General features: G+C 64.4%; 23 protein-coding genes and 1 pseudogene. 14 read left to right on the top strand and 10 right to left on the bottom strand.

Features of this window, described 5'->3' with window-relative positions; all coding sequences use genetic code 11:
• Nucleotides 1-3: 3 nt before the first annotated feature.
• The 4 genes from CBI38_RS22660 to CBI38_RS22645 form a co-directional block, all read right to left on the bottom strand.
• Entirely contained in the window at nucleotides 4-891 is an 888-nt protein-coding gene (locus CBI38_RS22660) for a cyclase family protein (RefSeq protein WP_109332416.1), read from the bottom strand.
• A gap of 140 nt (nucleotides 892-1,031) precedes the next feature.
• A complete protein-coding gene (locus CBI38_RS22655; RefSeq protein WP_109332415.1) occupies nucleotides 1,032-1,619 on the bottom strand; it encodes a TetR/AcrR family transcriptional regulator in 588 nt (195 codons plus the stop codon).
• Nucleotides 1,616-2,839, bottom strand: a complete 1,224-nt coding sequence (locus CBI38_RS22650; RefSeq protein WP_109332414.1) for a cytochrome P450 — start codon at nucleotides 2,837-2,839, stop codon at nucleotides 1,616-1,618. Before CBI38_RS22650 ends, CBI38_RS22655 begins: the two co-directional genes overlap by 4 nt.
• A 49-nt stretch (nucleotides 2,840-2,888) precedes the next feature.
• The gene (locus CBI38_RS22645; protein ID WP_109332413.1) at nucleotides 2,889-3,605 is read right to left on the bottom strand and encodes an NADPH-dependent F420 reductase; all 717 of its coding nucleotides are present in this window, start codon (nucleotides 3,603-3,605) and stop codon (nucleotides 2,889-2,891) included.
• Between the two features lie 15 nt (nucleotides 3,606-3,620).
• Between CBI38_RS22645 and CBI38_RS40145 the strand changes: the two are divergent.
• A pseudogene (locus tag CBI38_RS40145) lies at nucleotides 3,621-3,773 on the top strand (helix-turn-helix domain-containing protein); the annotation flags it as partial.
• 126 nt (nucleotides 3,774-3,899) lie between these two features.
• Here the strand turns inward: CBI38_RS40145 and CBI38_RS22635 are convergent.
• Nucleotides 3,900-4,748 (bottom strand): mycofactocin-coupled SDR family oxidoreductase, encoded by an 849-nt coding sequence (locus tag CBI38_RS22635; RefSeq protein WP_109332412.1) that lies wholly within the window; start codon nucleotides 4,746-4,748, stop codon nucleotides 3,900-3,902.
• A 428-nt stretch (nucleotides 4,749-5,176) separates the two neighbouring features.
• A complete protein-coding gene (locus CBI38_RS22630; protein WP_230989926.1) occupies nucleotides 5,177-5,794 on the bottom strand; it encodes a TetR/AcrR family transcriptional regulator in 618 nt (205 codons plus the stop codon).
• Here CBI38_RS22630 and CBI38_RS22625 point away from each other — a divergent pair.
• Nucleotides 5,781-6,326, top strand: a complete 546-nt coding sequence (locus tag CBI38_RS22625) for an MBL fold metallo-hydrolase (protein ID WP_204164800.1) — start codon at nucleotides 5,781-5,783, stop codon at nucleotides 6,324-6,326. The genes CBI38_RS22630 and CBI38_RS22625 overlap by 14 nt on opposite strands.
• A 1,216-nt stretch (nucleotides 6,327-7,542) precedes the next feature.
• On the opposite strand, the gene CBI38_RS22620 is transcribed toward CBI38_RS22625, so the two are convergent.
• A complete protein-coding gene (locus tag CBI38_RS22620; RefSeq protein WP_109332392.1) occupies nucleotides 7,543-8,151 on the bottom strand; it encodes a TetR/AcrR family transcriptional regulator in 609 nt (202 codons plus the stop codon).
• 99 nt (nucleotides 8,152-8,250) lie between these two features.
• Here CBI38_RS22620 and CBI38_RS22615 point away from each other — a divergent pair, with 99 nt between their 5' ends.
• The 7 genes from CBI38_RS22615 (at nucleotide 8,251) to CBI38_RS22585 (ending at nucleotide 16,335) form a co-directional block, all read left to right on the top strand.
• On the top strand, nucleotides 8,251-9,738 hold the full coding sequence (locus tag CBI38_RS22615) for an MFS transporter (protein ID WP_109332391.1): 1,488 nt from the start codon (nucleotides 8,251-8,253) through the stop codon (nucleotides 9,736-9,738).
• Between the two features lie 157 nt (nucleotides 9,739-9,895).
• Nucleotides 9,896-12,253, top strand: a complete 2,358-nt coding sequence (locus CBI38_RS22610; protein WP_109332390.1) for a CaiB/BaiF CoA-transferase family protein — start codon at nucleotides 9,896-9,898, stop codon at nucleotides 12,251-12,253.
• Nucleotides 12,254-12,269: 16 nt separating this feature from the next.
• Nucleotides 12,270-13,061: an enoyl-CoA hydratase/isomerase family protein gene (locus tag CBI38_RS22605; RefSeq protein ID WP_230989925.1), complete on the top strand. Its 792-nt coding sequence runs from the start codon at nucleotides 12,270-12,272 to the stop codon at nucleotides 13,059-13,061.
• Nucleotides 13,062-13,064: 3 nt separating this feature from the next.
• Entirely contained in the window at nucleotides 13,065-13,913 is an 849-nt protein-coding gene (locus CBI38_RS22600; protein ID WP_109332389.1) for a MaoC/PaaZ C-terminal domain-containing protein, read from the top strand.
• 46 nt (nucleotides 13,914-13,959) lie between these two features.
• Entirely contained in the window at nucleotides 13,960-14,721 is a 762-nt protein-coding gene (fabG, locus tag CBI38_RS22595) for a 3-oxoacyl-ACP reductase FabG (RefSeq protein WP_109332388.1), read from the top strand.
• A 34-nt stretch (nucleotides 14,722-14,755) separates the two neighbouring features.
• Nucleotides 14,756-15,907 carry a thiolase domain-containing protein gene (locus tag CBI38_RS22590; RefSeq protein ID WP_109332387.1) on the top strand — a complete coding sequence of 384 codons (1,152 nt, stop codon included), beginning with the start codon at nucleotides 14,756-14,758 and terminating at the stop codon, nucleotides 15,905-15,907.
• Entirely contained in the window at nucleotides 15,904-16,335 is a 432-nt protein-coding gene (locus CBI38_RS22585; RefSeq protein ID WP_257792434.1) for a Zn-ribbon domain-containing OB-fold protein, read from the top strand. The genes CBI38_RS22590 and CBI38_RS22585 overlap by 4 nt, the downstream gene beginning before the upstream one ends.
• A gap of 156 nt (nucleotides 16,336-16,491) precedes the next feature.
• Here the strand turns inward: CBI38_RS22585 and CBI38_RS22580 are convergent, their stop codons facing one another.
• Complete coding sequence (locus CBI38_RS22580; protein ID WP_109332386.1) at nucleotides 16,492-17,841, bottom strand: MFS transporter; 1,350 nt, start codon at nucleotides 17,839-17,841, stop codon at nucleotides 16,492-16,494.
• A gap of 452 nt (nucleotides 17,842-18,293) precedes the next feature.
• Here CBI38_RS22580 and CBI38_RS22575 point away from each other — a divergent pair, with 452 nt between their 5' ends.
• Together CBI38_RS22575 and lipA are read left to right on the top strand one after the other, a co-directional pair.
• Nucleotides 18,294-20,186 carry a propionyl-CoA synthetase gene (locus CBI38_RS22575; RefSeq protein WP_109335278.1) on the top strand — a complete coding sequence of 631 codons (1,893 nt, stop codon included), beginning with the start codon at nucleotides 18,294-18,296 and terminating at the stop codon, nucleotides 20,184-20,186.
• A gap of 39 nt (nucleotides 20,187-20,225) precedes the next feature.
• A complete protein-coding gene (gene lipA, locus CBI38_RS22570) occupies nucleotides 20,226-21,224 on the top strand; it encodes a lipoyl synthase (protein WP_109332382.1) in 999 nt (332 codons plus the stop codon).
• On the opposite strand, the gene CBI38_RS39240 is transcribed toward lipA, so the two are convergent.
• Nucleotides 21,213-21,962: an MFS transporter gene (locus CBI38_RS39240; RefSeq protein ID WP_230989924.1), complete on the bottom strand. Its 750-nt coding sequence runs from the start codon at nucleotides 21,960-21,962 to the stop codon at nucleotides 21,213-21,215. The genes lipA and CBI38_RS39240 overlap by 12 nt on opposite strands.
• Before the next feature lie 139 nt (nucleotides 21,963-22,101).
• Nucleotides 22,102-22,662: an MFS transporter gene (locus tag CBI38_RS39235; protein ID WP_230989923.1), complete on the bottom strand. Its 561-nt coding sequence runs from the start codon at nucleotides 22,660-22,662 to the stop codon at nucleotides 22,102-22,104.
• Between the two features lie 309 nt (nucleotides 22,663-22,971).
• Here CBI38_RS39235 and CBI38_RS22560 point away from each other — a divergent pair, with 309 nt between their 5' ends.
• The 3 genes from CBI38_RS22560 to CBI38_RS22550 are packed head-to-tail and all read left to right on the top strand — an operon-like array spanning nucleotide 22,972 to nucleotide 26,454.
• On the top strand, nucleotides 22,972-24,240 hold the full coding sequence (locus CBI38_RS22560) for an acyl-CoA dehydrogenase family protein (RefSeq protein WP_109332381.1): 1,269 nt from the start codon (nucleotides 22,972-22,974) through the stop codon (nucleotides 24,238-24,240).
• A complete protein-coding gene (locus CBI38_RS22555; RefSeq protein ID WP_162603270.1) occupies nucleotides 24,230-25,330 on the top strand; it encodes an acyl-CoA dehydrogenase family protein in 1,101 nt (366 codons plus the stop codon). The genes CBI38_RS22560 and CBI38_RS22555 overlap by 11 nt, the downstream gene beginning before the upstream one ends.
• Nucleotides 25,327-26,454 carry an iron-containing alcohol dehydrogenase family protein gene (locus CBI38_RS22550; protein WP_109332379.1) on the top strand — a complete coding sequence of 376 codons (1,128 nt, stop codon included), beginning with the start codon at nucleotides 25,327-25,329 and terminating at the stop codon, nucleotides 26,452-26,454. Before CBI38_RS22555 ends, CBI38_RS22550 begins: the two co-directional genes overlap by 4 nt.
• Nucleotides 26,455-26,544 lie beyond the last annotated feature (90 nt).

Genomic DNA, 26,544 nt, shown 5'->3' with positions numbered 1-26,544 from the left:
GGTTCAGACCCAGGCGAGGACTCGGCACGGTCCACCCGACCCACCGGCATGGGTAGGTGCGCCGACCATGACGGTGGCGCCCGCCGGCGGTATCTGTGACAGATTGGCGAGCACTTCCACCGCGTACTTGCCGGCGCCCAACGCGCCGAGGTGAGCGCCGAACGTGGTGCTGCGCCCGGCGTCGATGCTCAGGGTGTCGGAGCCGAGCCCGACGATGTCGCGTTCGCGGAGGAGGAAGTCGACGGCGTCCGGGTCGAATCCGGGTGTCCGCTGGACGCCTGCGGCGTCCACATTGACGAATGCTCCTGGTTGTCCCACGCGATCCGCCCACGCCGAGTGCATCGCCACGAGGCAGCGGTCGGGCAGCGTGCCGTGGTCGGACTCCCAGTCCACAATGTCCTGCCGGGTCAACAGGGCGTTGTTGTCCGTGTGCGCACGCACAGCGATGTCGATGACAGCGATCGGTGCCACCAGGTCGCGGGGCGAAATCTGTTCGACCGTGATGCCGCCCGCGCTCGCATGGGCCGGAGCGTCGATGTGGGTGCCGGTGTGCTCGTCGAGGCGTAATTCGTTCTTGTAGAACACACTTGCGGCGCCGGGGGCGAGCGACCCCAGTGATCCCGTGCCACCGCCGATCTGCGCCAGATTTCGCATCTCGAAGCCCTGCGCGCCAGGCCAGACCGGGAAGCCGGCCCGGAGTACGTGCGTGAGATCGACGATCGGCCCCGCAGGCGGCGCCACCTGCGGCACGGGCGCAGCGGACACCGAACCTGACGTGGACGCTGCGAGCGCCGCCGCACCCAACGCCCCGAACATGGCACGACGAGTCATCTGCGGGCCGCGGCCCTCGATCGCTCCGTACACGTGGTTCATGATCCGTGGCGAGCACATCACGACTCCTTCGGTGGGGGACGCGCTTCCGACGCATCATAAGCGTTGGTGCGCACATCCCCTCGGATTCCGTACCAGTCCACCCAAGGCCTGCCCTGCCCTGCCCCCATCCCGACCGCGCGAACGGGACGTTCGTTGCGTCAGATCGAACGAACGTCCCGTTCGCGCGGGCCGGTGATGACCGGCGCGACGAACTGCTCGATCATGGCGCGCTCATCGTCGTCGTCGACTCCGGGAACGGTGAGCAGCGAGACGATGGCGCGGACGAGCCATCGTGCCCGGCGTGACGTCTCCTCGCCACCGACTCCCGCTTGCCCGAGGAAGGCGGCGCCCAGCGACTCGATGACCTCCGACGAGTGCGCAATCTGTGCGGCAAGTCCCGAGTCGCCCAACTGGAACCAGGCGGCCAAGGTGGGGTCGCGGCGGACGAGCCGGATCGCCGTGAGCATCGCCTCGACAATCACGTTCTGCGGGTCGGCGGTTCCCGAGACGTCTTGTGCGATCAGCGCACCGATGCGGCGGGCCTCGCGATGGACGAAGGCGAGTTGCAAAGCCTGACGGCTGTCGAAATAACGGTAGAGGGTGGCGCGCGAACACCCTGCGGCCCGGGCAACCTCGGCCATCCCGACGGCGTTGATACCGTTCTCGACGTATAACTGGGCCGCAACATCGAGGATGCGTTCGGCGGCGACGCGGGGACGTTCGTCGCGCATCCAGTCCCCGGTCACGATCCGCGCACCGTGAACGGGATACCCGTCGGGCGGCGCACGTAGTTGCCTTCCGCGTAGACGACGGCATCGATGTCGACGGTGAAGTCGGGGCAGCGGGCGAGCAGCTCCTCCAGGGCGATGCGTGCCTGCATTCGGGCAGCGGCCGCCCCGAGGCAGTGGTGGGCCCCGTGACTGAACGTCAGAATCTGTTTCGGTCGTCGTTGCACGTCGACCTCTTCGGCGTCGGACCCGAACTGGCGCGGGTCGCGGTTCGCTGCACCGTACAGCAGCAACGTCTTTCGCCCCTCCGGGATAACGGTGCCCTCGATCTCGACGTCCCTCGTGGTGGTGCGGGCGAGGCCTTGCACCGGCGACGTCACACGCAGGAGTTCTTCGACGGCATCGCCGATGAGTTCGGGGCGGTCGATGAGGAGTTGCCGTTGGTCGCGGCGCTCCGTCAGCAATTGCACTGCCCCGCCGAGCATTCCGGTGGTGGTGTCGTTGCCGCCCGTCACCATCGTGAAGGCGAATCCGAGGATCGACAGCAAACCTTGCACGTCGCCGTCGGCGCCCATCCCGCCGGCGACGAGGTGGGAGATCGCATCGTCTACGGGTTCGGTGCGACGACCCTCGATCAGCGTGGAGAAGTACGTCATCAACTCGGTGATCGCCACGGTCGCGTTCAGGGTGTCGCCCTGGGCGTTGGCCGCCACGATCGCCTCGGTCCAGCCGTCGAACCGGTCCCGGTCTTCTTCGGGAACCCCGAGATAGTGGGCGACGACCATGCTGGGCAAGGGTTTGAACAGCTCCTTCACCACGTCGCCCTCGCCGATCTCGCGGAGCCGCTCGATCCGCTGCACCACGAATTCCCGGACGGCGGGCTCCACGGCGGTGACCTGGCGTGGTGTGAAACCTTTCGACACCAGCCGCCGGAACGCGGTGTGATCGGGCGGGTCGAGCATCACCAGGGGAGGGTTGTCCTGCAGCCCGATTTTCTCCAGCTCGCCGTAGGTGGTGGTGAGTCCGGAAGCGGAGGAGAACGTGCCCGCGTCCCTCGCGGCAGCGTAGACATCCGCGTACCGGGACAGCACCCAGTAGTCGTGCTCCGGGTGGTCCTCAGGAACGACGTGGTGCACAGGGTCGTGGTCGCGCAACTGCGCGTACATCTGCCACGGGTCGCGCCACGAGTCACCCGACCTCGGCACGAAGGACACGCTGCTCGACACATTCGCGGTCATGTATCGATAGTGAGACACATCCTACAATGTGTCAACCAGGCCCCTGGGATCAGAACTCCCGGTCCGCCACCGGTGGACGGTGAGCATCGGCCAGTAGGGCGCGGAGAGAATCGGCGGAGAGTGCAATGCCGGGGTCGGTCTGGAAGTTCTCTGCGAGCGATGCCGGGTCTGCTGCGTAGGCCGGGGTATAGGCAGGAGTCTCGGGCTCGAATCGCCAACCCTGCGCCAGCTTGCCGGCATCGACGGCGTCGAAGCCCAACCGGTCGATCAGGGACGCCGCAATCTCCTTGGCGCGAGCGTCGTCACCGGCAATCGGCAATGCGCTGCGGTCGTCGGCACCAGCCGGTCGGGCGAGAACGGGAATGTGGTGCGCCAGAATGTTATTGAAAGCTTTCACCACGTGGGCGTCGACGAGATGGGCTTGAACCAATTCGCTGGTCGTAGTCTGCTCAGAGTCCAGCTCGGCGATCCGGCCGTCGCGATACGGGTAGTAGTTGATCGTGTCCAGTACCACCTTCCCAGCCAGTGGCTCTGCGGGGAGCTGCAGGTAGTTCTGGAGGGGGATGGACACCACTACGTGATCGCTCAGGGCTGCTACTTCGCTTGCCGTGCCCGCCGTGGCCCGCGGCCCTAGTTCCGCAACCAAATCGGCGAGGGTTTCCGGCCCCCGTGAGTTCGCGATAGTCACATCGATGCCTGCGGCGACGGCAAGCCTCGCTATCGCAGACCCGATATTGCCACTGCCGATGATGCCTAGCGTTGACATACTGTCCTCTCATCAATCGGACCATCGGTCCGTTCAGTTCTTGCAGACCGCCTGGCGATCCTTGCGGCCGCTGATCCGTTGCTACGCCACAACGGTGGGGCGAGGGTCTCGATGGACGATGTGGCGCTCAGTGCCGGCGTGGGAAAGGGAACGATCTTCCGACGGTTCGGTAGTCGAGTGAACTTCCTGAGGCAGAGATCCTGGCCGGTGTCAGGCAGCTCGCAAGCTGCGTACTCACGGGAGCGATCCAGTGAACACCCTCGGCCGGAGGTGCCGTTCGGCGCCAAACTCGGATCAAAGGCTGGGGATCTTGAAGGGCGCCGTCCCTCCGGCGTCGATGACGTGTGTAGTTCCCGTGACGTAACGCGATTCGTCACAGGCGAAGTGGACCACAGCGTTGCTGACATCGATGGGCTCGAGCCACGGAATACGCAACGCTTGCATTGGAGTGAAACCTGCCTCCACCTCTGCCTGTGTCGGATTGTCGAGGTGTGGAAAGAAGAGCTCGAGGACGGACGAGTTGTTGATCATCGGTGTGTTGACATTCGTCGGATGTACGGAATTTACCCGAATGTTGTGGGGTGCGAGTTCGATCGCCAGTGCTCGCATGAGACCTGTGACGCCGTGCTTTGCCGCCGTGTAGTGCGAGAGGTTCGGAAAGGCGATCACTCCTGCGATCGAGCTGGTCAAGATGATGGACCCGCCCTTTCCTCGCTCGATCATCGATGGAATCGCAGCCTTCGTCGTCTTCCATGCGCCGGTGAGGTTGATGTCGACCATTTCCTGCCATTGCTCTTCGGACAATTCCCAGGATGGTGCGAAACTCGTTATTCCGGCGTTCGCCACGACGATGTCGATGCCACCTAGTTGTTCGACTGCGTCGGCGACCACTAGCTGGAGTCCCGCCAGATCTCGGATATCGCACTCGCGGTGAATGATGTGCCGCCCCGTCTCCTTCACCAATTCGACAGTGATCGCTAAATCGTCGGGCGTGGAAGAGTCGTACGGCACGGTTGCGACTGGCGCGCAGATGTCGATCGCCACGATATCCGCCCCCTCTTCGGCAAGTCGCACGGCGTGCGACCGGCCTTGTCCGCGAGCGGCACCCGTTACTAACGCGACCTTGTTCTCCAGTCGTCCCATGCAGCTGCTCCTCATTCGATCAACCGGTGCACACCGGTGATAGGGGTGTCGAGTGCGTGTCCAGAGTCACGGCTAAACACGTTGTGTGTGCACGATCATATGCAAAAGAATCGCCACGTGTCTAGGGTCGCATGGACATGGTGAGCTGAAGCGTCACTGGCTCGGCGCGTGAAGCGGTGCGGTTGAATCCGCCCATTTTCATTGACGGCGCAGGTGTTCAGAGGGGATCGCGTCATGGCTCCAACGCTCGGCTGTGCATGCAGCGGCATGCTGCCCGGGGCTGACCGCAGCTGTCGGTTGGAGAGGCGGTTTTACTCGCGGCGAGTGCGCTGATGTGTCCGCCATCCAGCCGCTGATTGTGCGGGTTCTTGCGGGTCCGCGACTGGGTCGGATGTCGGCGGCCGCGTCCACACGCCGATCGAGATGGCTTAGGTGAGGATGACCGGGATGGTCGCGCAGACGGACCGTAGTGATTCGGCATTGCGGGTCGACAGCGCCACCACGAATGCGCCCTGAATCAGGGCGAGGAGTGCGTCGGCCAGTTCCTGGGGACTCCGATCGGCCCGGACATCTCCGTCGGCTTGGCCTCGAGTGAGGATGTCGCAGAGGCTGGAGTGCCAGATTCGAAGGTCTTCGTCGAGGTGGTGCCGAAAGGACTCGGAAGTGGCGGCTACTTCGGTGGAGAATTTGCCGACCAAGCACGCCCGTTGAAACCCGGAGTCGATGAAACCGTCGGCCATTGCGTCGAAATAGCCGGTCAGTTTCTCCACCGTGCCGAGTCCGGGGCGAACTGCCCAGGAGGCGAGCAAGTCCATCTGGAAGGAACAATATCGCTCCAGTACAGCTCGGCCGAACGCCTCTTTGGACCCGAAGTGGTGGTAAAACGATCCCTTCGGAACGCCGGTCGAATGGAGTAGGGCATCGACGGTCGTGCCGCTGAAACCGTGGGCATAGAACTCGCTCATGCCCTGTCGGAGCAGTCGCTCCTTGTGTGGGAGGTTCCCGGAAGCCCGCGCGGTCGCAGTACCGGCCGTGGCGAAATCCATCGCCACCAACCTCGAGAGTGATCGCGCCTACGTCCGCGATTTCTTCGGCGGGCAGGCCCTCGACAACGCCGCGGTACCCGAACCGCTCGACAACTTGGTCCTCACCGTCGATGGCACGGAAATGCGGGCCATCGAGATCGAGCAAGCCGACACCTCGCCCACCGCGATCATCCATATCCCTACCCTGCAGACGGTGATCGCCGGAGACGTCGTCTACAACGGTGTCAATCCCATGCTGGCAATGACCAACCGGAACGACTGGCCCAACTGGATCGCCGGCGTCGATTACCTCGCCTCGCTGAACCCCACCACGGTGGTCGCCGGACACAAGCGCCCCGAACTCGATGACCCGGCCGCGTGCATCGACGAAACGCGTGAATACCTGCAGGAATTCGTGGCCAACGTCGATGGTCTGGAGAACGCACGCGAACTGGTCGCGCACATGCAGTCGCGCTTCCCGGACCATGCCAATCCCTCGACGCTGGTGGTGTCGGCGGTGACGGCATTCAAACAGAAGAAGAAAAACGCCTGACGCCGTCATCGCCGGCAGGTGGAAGACTGTACCGCGATGGCTGGGACCGACCGGGCCGCATAAGGTAATCCATGAGCGCGTCGAGTGACGGCGACCCTTAGACGATCAGGTTGAGTCCTCGTCTGTGGTGCACTCGTCGCTGTCGGCCGCTCGGGAGTGGATCGCATTCAGCTTCAGGTCTCGGGCGGCTGACTGGAGCAGCCGCTCAGCCGATGCGTCCCCTCCACGCGCGGTTCATTCGCGCGAGGTGCGGTCGAGAGCTTGCACACGACCCTGCGTTCTGGCCGGTCCGGCGGGGGGACACCGGTCCAGGTTCGTGGAGGGAGACATTACCGGTCTTTCTGATCGCCTCGCGCTGGTCATCGAGCGGGCGAGCTCGGTGCGGTTGCCCGCGTTGATATTAAGAGTCAAGGCACTGGGCATTCCCACACCGGCGTAAACCGGCGATCATCGCACAGCAATAACTAAAAGGTATCCCACATGACCGAAGATAGTCCCGCCCGCAACCCAGAACGACGCGTCATCGACGAGATCGACGCCCTCGTCGATTTGGCAGTTAGAGGAAGGGCGCAGGCGAGGCGACGGCCCACGGCCGAGCGAAACTGCGCCCACCAGTGACAACGTTGCCGAGACTGCTTTTGCGCTGCGCAACGCGATTTCCCGAGTCTGCACGGTGGTTAATGGTGTGCATAGATTGGCGCGGACGATTCCGCCGATTGCTCAGTCCGAAGCCGCGGTGGGAGCTCGAATTCGTGGTGCCGATCCGAACGCGCTGGCTTGGTGGACACGGAAATCTTGCCCAACGAATACCGGGTGGAGTCGCTGACCTTTGGTCGACTCCGAAATCGTCGCGGTGCTCGAGGCGGGTGCGCGGGGTGGAGACAGTCGCGAGCACCGCGGAGATGCGTCCGCGCTGCTTGGCCTTGTGAAGTAGGTGGATGGGCCGGGGCTGATGCTAAACCTTATCTGACACTCCAGGTGTGGTAGACGGTGTCTGGGATTGACCGACCCCTCCCATCAGATCGACTGCATACAGGCTTCGGACACTGTTACTCAGTGCATTCGGCGGACTGCCGACGCCATGACTGGGCAGTGCCCGGTCTCGGTCGGGATACAACCTGTCCCTCACCGCGGTTCGAGACGGGTACCGCCATGATTCCGATGAGGTCTGACGGTCGCCACAACCCCGCCCGGAACTCGTGTCTGTGACGATTGATCAGGTGGGGGAATCGACGATGCCCGCGGCGTCGAGCAGTGTGCCGGCGGTCTCGACAGCCAGGCAGTCGAGGCGCTCTGCCTGAACGACGGAGCGGGCGCTGGCTCCGTCCAATACGAGAGTGAGCTGTCGGGCCAGCCGGGCGGGGTCGTTCGCACCGCCGCGCTCGGCCTCCTGCTCGAAAAATGCGGTCAGCTTGTCCTTCTGCCGACGGGCGACCACACTCGCCGGATGCTCGGGCGCCTTGACTTGGACGGCCGCCGCAACGAACGGGCATCCACGAAACTCGTGTGTCCGTTCCAGGTCCTCGAATCGTTCGAAAACGTGCAGTATCCGTGCCCGCGGCGGACGGTCGTCGTCGGCCGGCAACAGTGAGCCCTGATAGTCCGGTGCCGTGCGCTCGAGCAGGCTGGCGGCGACCAGGTCATCTTTGCTGTCGAACAGCTGGTACATCGACCGCTTGGATACACCGGCCGCTCGGCACACAGCGTCGACGCCGATGTGGACGCCCTGCTCGTAGAACAGCTTCGCTGCGGCGTCGAGCAACCGGTCGCGCGAGGAGACGGCACCGGCACCCGCCGCAGACGAGGGCGTTGTTGCGTTGGTCATAGGCAACAGGCTACCCCTCGAGTTGCACTTTGAAAACCGATCTGTTTTCCTCGATGGAAACAGATCGGTTTCTCAAGTCGACCAGCAAAAAGGGGACACATGACTACCACGATTGGGGCACCTGCCTCAGACAAAGCAGGCCGTCGCGGCTCGCACGCCTTGCGCTGGTGGGTGCTTGTCGTGCTGGGTGTGGCTCAGCTCATGGTGACGCTCGACGCGACTGTCGTAAACATCGCGCTGCCCGCTGCCCAGCAGGACCTCGGTTTCAGCGACGGCGACCGGCAGTGGGTCATCACCGGTTACGCGCTGGCGTTCGGCAGCCTGCTGTTACTCGGGGGCCGACTGGGTGACCTGTTCGGCCGGCGTAATACCTTCGTAGTCGGTCTGATCGGATTTGCGGCCGCGTCTGTCGTGGGTGGCGCGGCCGGCAACTTCGAGATCCTCGTCGCGGCACGTGTCGGCCAGGGTGTCTTCGGTGCTCTGCTGGCCCCTGCCGCGCTCTCCCTGCTCACTGTGACTTTCACCGAAAAGTCCGAAAGAGCGAAAGCCTTCGGCATTTTCAGTGCGTTGTCCGGTGCAGGCGCCGCGATCGGTCTGCTGCTCGGTGGGATGCTGACCGAATGGGCGTCCTGGCGCTGGGTGATGTTCGTGAACGTCGGATTCGCCGCCGTCGCACTGGTCGGTGCGGTGCTGCTGCTGGCCAAGCATGTCACCACCGAGCGGCCCAAGCTCGACATTCCGGGCACCCTCGTGGTGAGCGCCGCATTGTTCGCCATCGTCTACGGATTCGCGCACGCCGAATCATCCGGCTGGACCGACCCGGTCACGCTCGGGTGCCTGATCGGCGGAGTCGTACTGCTCGCGGTGTTCGTCTGGCTGGAGGCGAGGGTCACACATCCGCTGCTGCCCCTGCGACTGGTGCTGGACCGCACGCGCGGTGGTTCGTTCTTGGCGGTGTTCGTCATGGGCATGGGAATGTTTTCGATTTTCCTGTTCCTGACCTTTTATCTGATTGTCAGCTTGGGCTACTCGCCGATCGAGGGAGGTCTGGCGTTCCTGCCGATGGTCGCGGGCATCGTTCTCTCGTCGACCACGGTGCCGTCGCTGCTGTTGCCCAGGGTCGGTCCGAAAATTGTCATCAGCAGTAGCTTCCTGGTTTCCGCAGTCGGCATGGTGTGGCTGACGCAGCTCGAATTGGGCAGCAGCTTCGTCACCGACGTCCTGCCTGGCCTCGTCTTGCTGGGTATCGGCCTCGGTGGTGCGATGACCACCGCGTTCCAGGGCGCGACCGCAGGTGTGCACCACGAGGATGCTGGTGTCGCCTCGGCGCTGATCAACACCAGCCAGCAGGTGGGTGGCTCGATCAGCACGGCGCTACTGACTACCGTCGCCGCATCGGCGATGACCGACTACCTGACCTCGCACCAGCCCGGCCCGCTGACCGTGGCGCAGGCCCACGTTGCCAGCTATACGGCCACGTTCACGTGGGGTGCCGGAATATTCGTGGCCGGTGCGGTGATCGCGGCGTTCCTGGTGCCGAATGCAGCTCTGGAACCTTCGGAGGGCGAATTGGTGATGGCGCACTGAGCTGTTCCGCTCGAACAGCACCACGTCCGCGTCGCGATGACGCGGGCGTGGTGTGCTGTTGTATGCGGGCTAGATCTCGTCAAAGCGGGTGGATGGGACTATGCATCTTGGCATGCAATATGGAATACTCTCCTGCGACTGTTAAGGAGATTGCACCGTGCCTCAACCCAGCGATGCTGTTCACTCACTTTCGACCGGCACCCTGCTCGACGGGATCCGTGTGGTCGAGGTTTCGTCCCGTGCGTCCGGCGCTTACGCGGGACGGCTCTTCTCCGTCCTCGGTGCCGCGGTTACCCGCTATGGACCCCGCCTCGACATTGCCGCTGTCGGCGAGACAGCGGACGTCACCGAGAGATGGTTCCACCAGGGCAAGCAGGTGCACGACACCGCCGGGCTGCCCGACCCTGCGCACGTCGTCGCCGCGGCGGACCTCCTCGTCGTGGAGACCGACTCGGCCGACTCGGCGTGGTGTGAGTGGGCGTCGGCATGTATTGCCGCGGCCGGTGACATGGCCTCGCCGCCCATCGTGGTCCGTGTCGATGGTGCGATCGTCGACGGGCATCCGATCCCGAGTGACAGTCTCACCACCGGCGCCTGGTCTGCGGTGAGCTGGTCGATCGGCGATGCCGACAAGCCGCCGCTGACACTGCCATTCGACCTTGCGGACTTCCAGGCCGCACTGTACGCAGCTGCTGCCGGGCTCGCGGCGCTCCTCGCCGATCCGGCCAATCGCGACCTGCGTAGCGTCGAGGTTGCCGGCCGTGACGTGCTTGCGTACTACGTCGGAATGATCACCGCGAATTTCCTGCCCTACGAGCGCCCCTGGACCCGCGACGGTGCACGGCCTCCCGGCTCGGCGGGGGTGTACCCGGCGAGCATCTTCCCATGCAAAGACGGTCATGTGGTGCTCATGTGCCGAAACCAGCGCGAGTGGGGTGCTCTGCTCGAGGCGATGGGGAGCCCCGCCTGGAGCCGCGACGAGAAGTTCACCGATCCGCGGGTGGTGGCCAGAGCGCATGCCGACGAGGCAGACTCGTACCTCGAGCCGTGGATCCGGGCACAGACGATCGACGAGTTGATGGTCATGGGCCGTGAGCGCGGCCTTGCCGTAGCACCGATTCGATCGATGCGCGAAGCCTTGGACGAGGAACAGTTCGCCTTCCGCGGTTTCCTCTCCGGTGACACCGCGAACAAGGATGTCCGCTCCGCCACAGTCCCGTGGCACCTCCACGAACTGTCGAGTGGAGCGACGGGGACGCGCGAGTGGAAGGTCACCGGCAGTGCGGAGGAACCCAGCCGCCTACTCCAGGGCCTGCGGGTGCTGGACCTGAGCTGGGTATGGTCCGGACCGCTGACCACCTCGGTGCTCGGCGACCTGGGTGCCGAGGTCATCAAGGTTGAGCACGGCGGCCACATGGATACCGGACGACTCCGCGGTAAGGCCCGTCGAGGTGGTGTCGAAGTAGAGGGACCCGAGCACGAGGCCACGCCCTACTTCAACCAGATGAACCACGGCAAGCGCAGCATCACCGTCGACATGAAGGACGAGCGGGGCAGAGTCGTATTGCTCGACCTGGTCGAGCAGTGCGACGTTGTCGTGGAGAACATGCGACCGGGAGCGCTGGCCCGCCTCGGCCTCTCCTACGAAGATTTCGCGGAGCGAAATCCCTCGGTGGTCATGCTGTCGATGTCGATGGCCGGGCAGGAAGGCCCGTTGCGGACCATGAAAGGTTACGCCGGGATCATGGCCGCGATGTCGGGCATGGAGTCGTTGATCGGCTACGACGAGCACAACATCGTCGGCAGCCTGTCACCGGCGTTGGGTGATCCGAATGCTGCCGGGCACGCTCTGACTGTTCTGCTGGCTGCGTTGGTTCGTCGTCGCAGGACCGGGCGTGGCGCCTGGATCGACCTGTCGCAGATCGAGGCACTGCTCTGTGTACTGCCTGCACCGATCATTCAGGCACAGCTCGAACCGCACATTGAAGTTCCGGCCAACACACATTCGCGTTTCGCCCCGCACGGGCACTTTCCTTGTAAGGGCGACGACCGTTGGGTTGCGTTGAGCGTGCGGAACGAGCATTGGTCTGCCTTTGTCGCTGTGGCGTCTGAGGCGCAGTTCGCGTCGAACCCGCGTTGGTCCGACGCTGCGGAACGAGTGCGTAGCCGAGCCGAACTCGAGGCGGCCATCGCCGAGTGGAGCGCAGAGCGTGACCGCGAGGACCTCGTCGAATCGCTTCTCGCAGAGGGTATTCCCGCCGCTCCCGTCGCGTCCTACGAGGATATGTCCAGCTCGTCGTGGGCGAAGGAACGCGAACTGACCGTCTCGGTGCCGCACCTCTACCTCGGCGATACCGACGTCTACGTCGTGCCGTGGAAGTTCGGCGGTCAGTCGGCAGGCAGGGCGCTGTCGGCGCCGTTACTCGGCGCCGACACCGACGATGTGCTGCACGATCTTCTCGCGTTCGATTCCGAGCGCATCGCCCAATTGCGCGCCGACGGCGTCCTGCGCTAAGAGGAGGAGTATCCCGATGAGTACGTCACCTCTGACCGTCACGGCCCACGACAATGGGCGAACGGACATCATGCTCGCCCGTCCAGACCTGCTCAACCGCGTCGACGACGAGCTTCGCGACGCTCTGATCGACGCCCTGCGATCCGTCGCGAATGACGGCTCGACGCGTTGTGTCGTCCTCGGCGCGGAAGGGAAAGTGTTCTCCGCCGGTGGTGACATGGCGATGATGAAGGCGAAACACGGTGACGTCGTCGCCATTCACCGCGGAACCGACGCCGGCCGCCGACTCATCGACACCCTCTTCGACACCCCGGTGCCGGTAGTGGCGGCCGTGCACGGTCACGCCATCGGTCTGGGCTCGACGCTCGTGCTGGCGTGTGACGCCGTCGTCGCCGCTCGGGGTGTCCGGATCGTCGACTCCCACGTCGCGATCGGCCTGGTGGCCGGTGATGGCGGCGTCGTCATGTGGCCGTCAGCGATGGGCATGGTGAAGGCGAAGCGACACTTATTGACTGGAGACCCGTTGCTGGCCGAAGATGCCGCGGCGCTCGGTGTGGTGTCGGATCTCGTCGAGACCGCAGACGAAGTGCTCCCCGCGGCCCGGGCACTTGCCGATCGAATCGCGGCCTTGCCGCCGTTGGCTGTGCAGGGGACAAAGCGGTCGCTCAACCATGTGATGCGGTTGCGCGCCCATGAGGTGCTGGAACTGTCCTTCGCCTACGAGGCAGAGACGATGAGTTCCCAGGACTTACTCGAGGGGATCGACGCCTTCATGGAAAAGCGCACACCGAAGTTCACGGGGCGCTGACCGATGCCGCTGAACCTCGACGCGATCGGCTTCCGGGCCGAACCCTTCACCGTCACGTGGACCGCTGAAGACGCCATCCTCTATGCGCTGGGAGTTGGCGCCGGACAGGCGGATCCGCTCGACGAGCTGGCACTGACCACCGAAAACACGACCGGAGTCGACCAGCAGGTGTTGCCGACGTTCGGTGTCGTACTCGCGCAGAGCGGGATTCTGCGGCGGATTCCGATCGGCGAGTTCGACCGGTCCAAGCTGCTCCACGCCGACCAGCAGATCGAGATGAACGGCACGATCCCAATCGAGGGAGCCGCCACGGTCGAGGCCCGACTGGACGGGATCCACGACAAACGCACGGGTGCGCTCGTCGTGATCTCGGCGCACGCATGCGACGCCGAAACCGGAAAGGCGCTGTGGACGAGTCGGCTGGGTTACTTCATTCGTGACGAAGTCGGCCTCGCAGGGGAGCCCGCTGCCGCGGACTGGAGAGATCCGGACCGCGAACCGGACCATCTCCTGGCCACGCCGACCAGGCCCGACCAGGCACTTCTGTACCGGCTCAGTGGTGATCGCAACCCGCTGCACTCCGATCCGACGTTCGCGGCCCGGGCAGGTTTCGACCGCCCGATCCTGCACGGATTGTGCACCTACGGTGTCGTCCACCGCGCCCTCCTCGGCACACTGTGCGACGGCGACACGTCCCGCATAGATGGCATGTACGCCCGCTTCAGCCGGCCCGTCTTGCCGGGCGAGAAACTTCGGACTGCCATCTGGCGCGATGACAACGGCGCCCGGTTCCGAACGATCGACGGTGCGGGGCGAACTGTCCTCGACCGTGGCCGTTTCGATTTTCGATGAGCACGAGCGATGCGGCTCGTGCTTTCCAGCACAAGAGGAGTAACTCATGGTGAACCTGAACGGTCGCGTTGCGATCATCACCGGCGCCGCACAGGGGATCGGCGCCGCCACCGCTCAGCGATTGTCTACAGCAGGTGCGTCGGTGGCCGTCGTCGACCTGGCCGAAGACAAAGCGAAATCGGTGGCTGCCGACATCGTCGCCGAAGGTGGCAAGGCGATCGCCATCGGCTGTGATGTCTCCGATCCCGGACAGGTGACCGCCGCAGTCGAGCGCACCCTCGGCGAACTCGGCCCCATCGGTGTTCTCGTCAACAACGCGGGGGTGCTGCGGGACAATCTGCTGTTCAAGATGAGTGACGACGACTGGACGACAGTCATCGATACCCATCTGAAGGGCACCTTTCTGTTCACCCGCGCGGCACAGGCCTCGATGGTGGAAAACCGGTGGGGCCGCATCGTCAATCTCTCGAGCGTCGCAGCACTCGGCCATCGCGGGCAGACGAATTACTCGGCGGCGAAGGCCGGACTGCAAGGAATGACCAAGACTCACGCCATCGAACTCGGTCAGTTCGGCATCACGGTCAACTCCGTTGCCCCCGGCTTCGTCGAAACGCCGATGATCCGTCAAACCGCCGAGCGGCAGGGGCGCGACTTCGAGACCTACAAAAAGACTGTGGCGGAAGCGAATCCGATGCGCAGGGTTGCTCAGCCGATCGATATTGCCAACGCGATCGCACTACTCGCGAGTGAGGACGCCGGGTACATCAACGGCCAGATCATCTACGTTGCCGGAGGGCCGCGAGCATGAGCGGCCACGAATCCGGGTATGCAGAGGCGGGACGGTGACCATCCGAGGCGCGGCGTTCATCGCCGGCGCCTACGAGCATCCCGGCCGTATCCTGCCGAATACTTCGACGGCGCAGATTCATGTCGAGGCCGCGATCGGCGCTCTGACCGACGCGGGGCTGCAACTCACCGACGTCGACGGCTACTTCTGCTCCGGTGACGCTCCCGGCGGACCGATCGCAATGGCCGATCACCTCGGACTCGCCGCCCGGCACATCGACTCGACCGACCTCGGCGGCTCCACATACGTCGCGGAGGTGAGCCATGCGGCGCAGGCGATCGCGGCAGGTAAATGCACGGTCGCGCTGATCACCATGGGCGGCCGCCCACGGTCGGCCGGGCGCAGGACACCCCCGTCAGCGGGGCCGGCGCACCCGTTCGAGGCACCGTACGGGCACAGCAATCCCTCGTCCTACGCGCTCGCCGCCCGCAGACACATGCACGAGTTCGGCACTACGGCAGCGCAGCTGGCCGAAGTCAAGGTGGCCGCCGCCTCGCACGCCCAACACAATCCGTCGGCTTTCCTGCAGAAGCCGGTCACCATCGAGGAGGTGCTCGGTTCCCCCCTCGTTGCGGATCCACTGCGCCGCATGGATTGCTGCGTCGTCACCGACGGAGGCGGCGCGCTGGTCGTGGTATCGCCAGAAGTCGCGGCCGGCCTGTCGCGCAGGACGGTCAAGGTGCTCGGCGCCGGTGAGGCCACGAAGCACACCGAACTCGGAGGCATCGATCTCACCCACACGGGCGCAGTGTGGTCCGGCCCACGCGCCTTTGCCGAGGCCGGCGTCTCACACGCCGACATCGACTACGTGTCGATCTACGACTCGTTCACCATCACCGTCATCATGACCCTCGAAGACCTCGGCTTCTGCGCAAAGGGCTACGGTGGGCGGTTCGTCACGGACGGGACACTCCGTTCGACCGGCGCGCTGCCGTTCAACACCGACGGCGGTTCACTCTGCAACAACCATCCCGCGAACCGCGGCGGAATGACGCGCACTATCGAGGCCGTCCGCCAGTTGCGTGGTGACGCGACCCCCGTAGTTCAGGTGCCGGACTGCGATATCGCGCTGGTCCACGGCACCGGCGGTTGGCTCGGTACCCGCATGGGTAGCGCGACCCTCATTCTCGGGCAGGAGGACTCGTGATCCATCCACGACCGCAGCCATTTCCTGAAGTAGCCTTCGCCGTCGAGCCTGGCATCGAACCGTATTGGGAGGGTGGTGCGGAAAATCGACTGATGCTCAGTAAATGCCCCGAGGACGGAGCGGTGATATGGCCGCCACGGCCGTTCTGCCCCCGTCACATGACCGGCGAGGTCCGCTGGCAAGAGGCCAGCGGCAGGGGTGTGGTGCACAGCTACACCACGGTTCACCGAGGTGAGGGTGCCTTTGCGAAGACCTCCCCGTACGTCCTCGCCTACGTGGAACTCGATGAGGGGCCGAGGGTCCTGACGAACCTGCTGAATGCCGACGGCGGCAGCGCCACCGACGTGGAGATCGGGCAAAGAGTGACGGCCGAGTTCGACACCGTCGGTGAGGGGGCACCGGTGCTGAGATTCAAGAGCGACCCGTGAACAAGCCTCGCTTCTGAATATCGGAAGGACACCTCGAATGAGACTCACGCCTCGTTCGAGGTGTCTTTTGCGCGGCAATGGCCAGGGCCAGGGTCACCGATCTGTGCGATCGGTGACCCTGGCCCTCAGTCTTGTTCCTCCGGTATCGAACGGGTGTCAGCGTGTCTCCGCCGGGGCGGGCGATACCTCTGACATGCTCCCCATGCCCGGACGTCTGGATGCCATGCCTAACGTGACAATGCACAGAGCCGCGACGAAGAGCGGGACCGAATACGCAACGAAGAGGCTTGCCGGTGTCCAATGCGCGGCGATCAAGTATCCGGTGACAACGGGCGCCGCGATGGACACCAATCGCCCGATACCGATCATCCATCCGTTTCCGGTGGCGCGCGCTCGGGGCGAATAGACAGCGTGGGGCTGGGTGTAGAAGCCGACAATGCCGCCCATGAGCAGAAGCCCGATGAGGGCAGCGACAACCATGGCGAGTCCCGTTTGCCCGAGGACCGCAGCGAACGCGAGGCAAGCCACTCCGCCTGCGGTCAGCATGGTGATCAATACCTTGCGAATCGCAAAGTAGGAAGTGAGGACGCCGAAGACGAGGCAACCCAGGATGCCGCCGAAGTTGGCGATGGTCCCCAAGGTGATGCCAATGGTCTTGTCCCCAGTGGTCGTCGCCATGATCTTGGGCAGCCAGGTGCTGAAGAAGTAGTATCCGGCGACGAGGCACCCATAGCCGATCCACAAGAGGATCGTGCGGATGATCATGGTCCTGGAGAGGACCTCCCGCACACTTCCTTCGATCGACTCGGTCTTGTCCGGAGCCGGCAGCTCGGACAACTGCGACATACCGATCTTGTCGAGGATGGAATTGGCGCGTTCAAGGGCGCTCGGCGGTTGTTTGGTCAACAGAAATTCCAGCGACTCGGGGAGAAGCCGGACGCAGACCAGCAGTAGCGCGATGGTGACGGCGGCTCCGACGAAGAACATCGATTGCCATCCGAAGGCCGGGATCATCCAGCGAGCGACAATTCCGCACACTGTTGCCCCGATCGAGAATCCCGCTGCGAAGACACCCATGGCCAAGCCACGTCGCCTATTCGAGCTCATCTCGGAAACAAGGACGTTGAGCGTGGCTGCCAAGCCGCCGATGCCCAGTCCTGTGACGACCCGGGACGCGAACATCAACTCGAAGTTCGTGCTGAAGCCAGATCCCACCAGTCCGGCAATGATGATCACGAGACACGCCAATGTCAGTGGCCGACGGCCGATCCGATCGGCGATGGGTGCAAGAACGATCGAGCCGACGGCTGTTCCGAACAAGCCGGCACTGATGAGGTATCCCAAGCTGTCTGCGGGGAGGGTCCACTGTTCGGAAAGGCTCGGTGCCACAAAGGCCATGACTGCGAGGTCGTAACCATCCATGAGTAGTAGCAGTAGTGCGACAGAGATGGCAACGACCTGGAAGCGGCTCATCGGCGCGCTATGCAAGTCTTCGATAATTTTCATGGCGATCCTGAAGTAGGGCCCGTACTGGTCGGGACGTTGTCATGTTGTTTCGGCCTGCGGTGGTGATCGATCGTGGAATGGGCTCAGAGGTCAGGCCTGCATCTGGACGGCGGCGCACCACGGCCCTCGGGTAGGTCCTTACAGCCGACTGCGGGACACAGACGCATATGCGGTGACGCATGCCATAGGTTATGCAAATTGAGTGGACGCGTCTATAGCATTCACAGTATTTTGCCGAGAGGTAGTGGCGGCTACGCATCACGACGCAGGATTACTGGGGCAAAGCGGTACGCGGAGCGGGTTCGCCCCGGCCAGCCCATTGAGTTTTGTCATGCAATATGGCATATTAATCGCAGGTTGGCCGTGCGCCCACCAGCCGCACCTGTCCGGGTGTGCTGGGCCATGTGCCGTACGGAATGCGCCGCCGGGGCCGAGTCTGAAAGGTGGACACAGTGGGTAATTACGAGGCGGTCTTCCGGTCGAGTGTGACGGACCGCGAGGGGTTTTGGTTGCGAGCCGCACAGGCACTGGATTGGCACAGCGCTCCGTCAGTCGCCCTCGACGACGAGAACCCGCCGTTCTACCGCTGGTTCCCCGACGGGGAGCTGAACGTGGCGTATAACGCACTGGACCGGCATGTCGACGCCGGGCACGGCGACCGCGCAGCGCTCATATACGACTCGCCTGTCACCGGAACGAAGCGGTCCTACAGCTACGCGCAGTTGCGCGACGAGGTTGCACTGTTCGCCGGGGTATTGCGCGGGGTCGGCGTGAGCCGAGGCGACCGGGTCGTCATCTACATGCCGATGGTTCCCGAGGCTGTGGTTGCAATGCTGGCGTGCGCCAGGCTGGGGGCGGTGCACTCGGTGGTCTTCGGCGGATTCGCCGCGAAGGAGCTCGCCGCACGCATCGACGATGCCGAGCCGGCCGCGATAGTGTCGGCTTCCTGCGGAATCGAGGGCAGTCGAGTTATCGAGTACAAGCCGTTGCTGGACAGAGCAATCGAGCTTGCTTCTTACAGTCCGGGCGCGCGCGTGATCTTGCAGCGCCCTCAGGCCGGGGCCGTGATGGGTTCTGGCGACGTGGACTGGGCCGAGGCCATGAAGTCGGCGATTCCGGCCGATCCTGTCCCGGTGAAGAGCACCGACCCGCTGTACGTGCTGTACACCTCCGGAACCACGGGAAAGCCCAAAGGGGTAGTACGCGACTGTGGTGGTTACGCCACGGCCCTGACGTGGTCGATGCCGAATGTGTACGATATTCGGCCGGGGCAAACGATTTTCACCGCATCCGACGTCGGCTGGGTGGTCGGCCATTCCTATATCGTCTATGGGCCGTTGCTGGCCGGCGCGACGACCGTGCTGTATGAGGGCAAGCCGGTGGGCACCCCCGATGCCGGCCAATTCTGGCGAGTGATCTCCGAGTACGGGGTCCGCACCATGTTCACTGCGCCGACGGCCTTGCGAGTTCTCCGGAAGGAAGACCCGAACGGCGCATTCGCGCAGCAATTCGACCTGTCGGAGTTGAAGTATCTGTTCCTTGCCGGCGAGCGGCTGGACCCGGGAACTTTCGGTTGGGCATCGGATCTGCTAGGCATCCCGGTCATAGACCATTGGTGGCAGACCGAAACCGGCTGGCCGATCGTCGCCAACCCGGCGGGAATCGAGTTGCTCGAGATCAAACCGGGATCGCCGACCCGCCCTCTACCCGGTTGGGACGTCCAAGTTCTCGGTACCGACAGTGTACCGGTTGCGGCGGGTGAAGACGGTGCCATCGTGATGAAATTGCCGATGCCGCCGGGTGCGCTACCTACGCTGTGGAAGGACGACGACCGGTTCGTGCGGTCCTACCTCTCTGCATTCGATGGTTACTACCTCACCGGCGACGGAGGGCGGATCGACTCCGACGGTTACGTGTTCGTCATGGGCCGCACCGACGACATCATCAACGTTGCCGGACATCGATTGTCGACCGGCGCAATGGAAGAGGCCGTGTCCTCCCACCCCGATGTAGCAGAGTGCGCCGTCATTGGCACCGCAGACGCGGTGAAGGGGCAGGTGCCCCGGGGGTTCGTCGTACTCAAGGCGGGCGTGGACACCAGCGCGGACAACTACGAGGACCAACTACGCACCGAACTGGTCGAGATGGTGCGCGACCAGGTGGGTCCTGTCGCCTCACTCAGGCAGGTCACCGTGGTCCCGGCTCTGCCCAAGACGCGATCGGGAAAGATTCTCCGTAAGACGATGCGCGGGATCGCCGACGGCATCGACGATCACGTTCCATCGACTATCGATGACCCGAGTGTTCTTGACGCGCTCCGAACCGTCCTGAGCAAGGCGCCATGACTTCGCCGGACACTAGCTCGAACGGAGGGGAGAACACGAATGACGATCACTCCGGAAGGCCGTAAGCTGCTTCGACTCGAGGTCCGCAACGCCCGGACTCCGATCGAGCGCAAACCCGAGTGGATCCGCACCACGGCGCGAATCGGGCCGCAGTACACGGAACTCATGGACATCGTGCGGTCCGGTGGCCTGCACACGGTATGTGAGGAAGCCGGCTGCCCGAACATCTACGAGTGCTGGGAAGACCGTGAGGCCACGTTCCTCATCGGTGGTGAGCAATGTACCCGGCGCTGCGACTTCTGTTTGATCGATACAGGCCGGCCCGCCGAACTCGACCGTGACGAGCCCCGTCGTGTCGCAGAGTCCGTGCGGCACATGAAGCTGCGGTACTCCACTGTTACCGGTGTCGCCCGTGACGACCTCTCAGACGGTGGCGCATGGCTCTACGCCGAGACGGTCCGGGAGATCCATGAACTGAACCCGGATACGGGAGTCGAGTTGCTGATCCCTGACTTCAACTCTCAGGACGACCAGCTCGGTGAAGTGTTCGGTGCCCGGCCGGAGGTGCTCGCGCACAACCTCGAGACGGTACCTCGGATTTTCAAGCGAATCCGGCCGGCGTTCCGTTACGAGCGCTCGCTGGAGGTGCTGACGAAGGCCCGCGAGGCGGGCCTGGTCACCAAGTCCAACCTGATTCTCGGAATGGGGGAGACACCCGACGAGGTCACCGAGGCGTTGACCGACCTGCACGCGGCCGGGTGCGACATCATTACGATCACGCAGTATCTGCGTCCTTCGAAGCGGCACCATCCGGTGGAGCGCTGGGTCGAACCCGAAGAGTTCGTTCGTCACGCCGAGTTCGCTCAGGAGGTCGGATTCGCGGGTGTGATGTCCGGGCCGCTGGTGCGCTCGTCGTACCGCGCCGGGCGGCTCTACGCTCGAACGGTGGCGCATCGCGGTGGGACGCTACCGGAAGCCCTGTCCCACTTGGGCGCCGAGGTCACCGCCGCCGCGACTACGGGCTCGCTACGCGAGTGACCCTGAATCCACGGCAGGTCTTGTTCCTACCTCACGGCCGGAGATACTGAGCGAGCTGCACTCACCTCGAGGTGAGACGGTGCGTTCGCGGATGATGCTCCGACGCGATGGGTGACCGCGATGGCCGAGGCAGCGAGCACAGCAAGCGCGGTGACGCCGGCAAGCACGGCGAAGCCGTGGGTGTAACCCTCCTCCCGCGGCAAGCCGTCGGCCCCCGGCGTTGACGATGCTGGTCATGGGGGCGGCGCCGATCGAGCCACCGATAGTGCGGATGTCAGCGTTCATGCCCGAGGCGACACCGGTGTGCTCCGCGGGGACCGCGTCGACGATGAGGCTCGCCATAGCCGCGAAGGCGGGGCCGAAACCGGCACCCATAATTGCGGTAGCCGTGTAGAGCGACCACTTGTGATCGTGGGCGACGACGAGCAGGACGAACGGGACAACGGCGGTGGCGGTGGCGGTGCCCCCGATAACGACTGCCTTGGATCCGACGCGGGCGGCGAGTCGGCCGGAGACGAGTCCCACCGCGAACATCGTCACGCTGAAGGGCAGCAAGATCAGCCCGGACTCGGCAATACTCGCTCCGAATCCGTACCCGGCGGTCGAGGGCGTCTGCACGTACTGGGGTACGAACCCGAAGAACGCGTACATTCCCGCCCCGACCAGAAGTGCGACGAGGTTGGTCGTCCACACCGCAGGCAGGCGCATCATCTGCATATCGACGAGGGGCGTTGCCACCTTCGCTTCGACGAGTACCACCCCACGGCCAGGGCCAGGGCACCCAGGAGTAATCCGATTACTATGCCGGAGGTCCACCCCCAGTCCGATGCCTTCGACAAGGCCAGCAACAGGCACACCAACCACGCCGACAGCAGAACTACGGGCAGCACACTTGTTCGGGATCCATTGCGTTAAACCGACTCCGGGACGAGAACAACGGTGGCACGGCGGCCAGCAGCACCATGATCATGGGCAGCCAGAACAGCCAATAGTAGTCCAGGAAGTTCACGATCGGCCCGGCCACTACCATCCCCAAGCCGGCGCCCACCGCTGTCAAAGCGGCGAACAGACCGATGGCGTCGGAGACCTTTTCGCGGGGAAACTCGTCGCGCACGATGCCGAACGCCAGCGGCAAGATGCCGCCGCCGACGCCCTGGATGGCGCGGGCGACGATCATGGTGCTGATTCCGTCGGCGAGTGCGGAGAGCAAGGAGCCGAGTGCCAGAGCGCCGAGCGCCACGAGCAGCACTTCCTTCTTGCCGACGGCGTCCCCGATCCGTCCGAGGATCGGAGTGAAAATCGAGGCAGAAAGGAGGTAGGCGGTCAGCACCCACGTCACCGTGTTCTGTGTGGTGTGGAGGTTCACCGTGATGGTCGGCAGCACAGGTGCGACCAGGGATTGCAGCATGGAATACACCGCAACTCCCAATGCGAGCACGGCGAATGTAATCCTGTGGTGGGTCCTGTGGACGGACTCGGGAATGTGCCTCCAATTGCGAAATCAACGGTCCGCTCCAGGCGTGAGGGTCGCGTACAGTTCATCTCGAGAAGTGTTCTCCGCCACCGGCTGCGGGCAAATTTGCCCGTGCGTGAGTGGCGCGACGACGCGTCGGCACCAGACGAGTGTACCGGGCGACACTGTCGAACTTCGGTCGCCGTGAGATAGCTACCTCCCGTAAAGAATGCCATAATGCATGCCATTCGGCTACACTGAGTGTCGATGGCCCGGCGATGGGAAGAGACGACGATGGATCTGCATTACTCGGACGCTGAGCAGCGCTACCGGATGGAGGTGCGTGAGCTTCTAGCACGACTTTTGGGTCCTGATTGGCATGGATTCGGTGCTCTGTCCGAGGGGGAGCGCGCGACATTCCGGTCGGAATGGCGGGCGACTCTTCTCGAGCATGGACTCCTTGCGCCCGGTTGGCCGGCGGAGTACGGCGGCGGTGGCTTGACATTGATCGAGCAGTCGATCGTCACCGAAGAGCTTGCGGAAGCGGGCGCCCCCCAATTCCCGACTGCGAACGACGCGAACGGGATGGTGCTTCTCGGCCCGACGCTGATGCACTACGGTTCGGCGGCACAGAAGGCCTTCTTTCTCCCTCGGACCCTTTCTGGAGAAATCACCTGGGCACAAGGCTATTCCGAACCAGAGGCAGGTTCGGACCTGTTCAATGTTCGGACGAGGGCTGTGCGGCAGGGAGATTCGTGGATCATCAACGGCCAGAAGATCTGGCAAACGGCCGGGCTCAGCGCCAACTGGCTGTTCGCGCTGGTTCGGACCGATCCCGCCCTCCCCGGCGGTAAGGGGCTCAGCTTCATGTTGCTGCCGATCGATCAGCCGGGTGTGACAGTGCGCGGCATCAAGAACATGGCGGGTGAAACGGAGTTTGCCGAGGTGTTTCTCACCGACGCGGTCGCCTCGGATGAACATGTGGTGGGCGGCATCGGTAACGGGGCGCAGGTTGCACTCGGCCTGCTGGGTTTCGAGCGAGGTGCAGGTGGGTTGGCGGCCGCCGCCGCAGCCCGAATCGAAGTCGAGAGGCTCATCGAACTCGCCCGCGCGACGGGTGGCGCGAGAGACCGGGGACTCCGGCGGCGCATCGCTCGGTGCCGTGCCGACGTACACGTGCTGCGCTGCCTCGCGCTACGTAGCCTTTCGGCAGGAGTGTCGGGAGACCCGCCCGGCCCCGAATCCTCGGTCACGAAGATGTTCATGTCTTTGTACCGCCAACGTGTTACCGAACTCGCCCTCGACCTTCTCGGGCGATCCGCCCTGAGCCTCGATGGGCCCGGTGCGGTCGCAGCTCTCGGTCCGCAACCACGCGGTCTCGATGCTGCATCAGCCACGGCCTGGGTCGACGATGCATTGCACGCCCGCCCTGGAACGGTCTACGGCGGCTCTCTGCAGATACAGCGCAACACGCTTGCCGAACGTGTGCTCGGTCTGCCCCGCGAGCCGCGGCAGTTACCAGTTCACAAGGAGCCGAGGCAGGAGGAAAGAAATGCGGTTTAATCTTACCGACGACCAACAGGACCTGGCGCAGCACGCCGGCCGCTTCTTCGAGCGCGCACGCGCTGCCGACCACGAGGCCGTGCTCGCCGGCAAGACCACGGCCGACCCCGCGGTATGGGGGCAGCTGACGGGCGAACTCGGTCTGGCCGGCATTGCGGTAGGCGAGTCGGACGGGGGTGGAGGCGGCACTCTCGTCGACCTCGCCGTCGTGCTGGAGGCGGCCGGGCAGAGTGTATCGACTCAACCGCTTCTGGCCAGCGCAGGTGCTGCGGTCGCTGCGCTGCAAGCAGGCGTGGGCGACCAGGCGCGTAAGTGGCTCGGTGGGCTGGCGGCCGGAGAACTCGTCGGAACGTGGGCCGACCCTGCGAGTGCGGACGATGTCGTTCGAGCAGAGCAGGGGCCGGGTGGCTGGCTGCTCCATGGCCGGATCGCACATGTACCGCATGCCGAACAGGCCGGTCTGGTGTTGATTGCCGCGCACACCCCACAAGGTGAGCGAATCTTCGGCGTCACCCGGGGAACCACCGGCCTCGACGTGCACCCGGAGTCGGCCCTCGATCCCACGCGGCCTCTCGGCACCATTCATGTCACGGGCGCCCCGGCCATGTTGGCGCACGAACACCTCGACGCCGCCGCGCTCCGTCGGGCCCGCGCAGTGCCTGCCGTCCTCCTGGCCGCTGAGCAGGCTGGTGTTGCTCGCGGGGCTCTCCATCTCGCACTGTCGCACGCGCGTGAGCGGCAACAGTTCGGGCGCGCGATCGGCAGCTTCCAGGCGCTCAAGCATCTGCTTGCCGACATGTTGGTGGACGTGGAGACCGCCCGGGACGTTGCGCGGTACGGGGTGTGGAGCCTCACGGAGAACGCTGATGACCCAGAGGAATTAGCTGCGATGACGCACGCACACGTCTCGGATTGTGCCGTCCGGGTGGCCTCGTCTGCACTGCAGGTGCTCGGTGGTATCGGCTACACCTGGGAACACCCAGGACACCTCTACTACAAGCGCACGCTGACCTCGGCTCGGCTCTTCACCACGGTCGACCGTGAACTGGACCGGCTCGCCGTCCGAATAGGGATCGACGGGCCGTCGTGAGCGTCCGGACCTTCTTCCGCGCGGCGCTGCGTGTCCACTGGGGCGCCGAACACCTCGCTGCTGAACTCGATCGGTGCGGTTCGGCTCGGCCCGTGCTGGTCTGTGCACCCAGTGTTGCGCGGGACGGTACCCTCATCGAGTTCGTCGCCCGGGCCGCCGGCCGCGACCTGGCGGGTGTCATCAGTGACGTCCGTCCACACAGCCCGATCGACACGGTCCTTGCTGCGGCGGATGAGCTGGCTACCGCCGATGCGGTGGTGGTCGTCGGGGGCGGTTCGGCCATGGTTACGGCCAGGGCTGCGAACATTGTTCGCGCCGAGGGTAAAGACCTCGCGGCACTCGCAACGCATCGCAACGACCGAGGCCAGCTCGTCAGTCCGCGTCTGAACCGGCCCAAGCTGCCGATGGTGGTTCTCCCGACCACGCCGACGACGGCGGCAACGAAGGCCGGATCCGCTGTCACCCATACGGAATTGTCCGAGCGTATTGCGCTGTTCGATCCCGGTACGCGGGCCCGCTGTGTGATCGTCGACCCCGCGCTGATGGTAGGCGCTCCCGACACCGTAGTCCGCGACGCCGCCGTGAATGCGCTTGTCATGGCCGTCGAGGGGCTCACTACCAAGCGGCGAAATCTTTTCGCCGACGCGGCTCTCGGCTACGCCGCCCGTCACCTTCCCGGCCGTATCCGTGCGCTCGCCGACAACCCGCACGATCCGGACGTCAGGATCGAATTGTCCGTCCTTGCCTTGCTTGTCGGCGACGGAACGGACTCGGCCGGCGGGGGCCTCACCGCTGCGCTTTCGCACACCATCGGTCACCAAGTCCATGTCCATAACGGCGTAGTGGACGCCATTGTGCTTCCGCACGTACTCGATTTGGTGATCCGTCGCGACCCGTCTGCTGTTTCCGCATTAAAGGATGTTTTCGGCTCGGTGCCTGCATCGGTAGCTGCGGAGAAGCTGCTGGCGGACCTCTCGAAGCCCCGCCGGCTGAGCGAGATCGGCGTCGCACCCACGGATCTGACAGATCTCGCCAGGGCCGCGATGAGTGACTTCGCTTCCGCAGGGACTACGTTCCGCGTAAATGAACACGACCTCGAGCGAGTGCTCGAGAGTGCGCTGTGATGTGGGGTCGGTAGCCGAATTCAGGTTGGCCGGGAGAGACGAGGAAAGCTGTAGCGGGACAAATGCATCCTCAGGCTAGGAAGGCTGTCA

Origin of the sequence: Rhodococcus oxybenzonivorans (assembly GCF_003130705.1) — a bacterium.
Lineage (GTDB): Bacteria > Actinomycetota > Actinomycetes > Mycobacteriales > Mycobacteriaceae > Rhodococcus_F > Rhodococcus_F oxybenzonivorans.
This window is presented reverse-complemented; position numbering and strand designations above follow the sequence as displayed.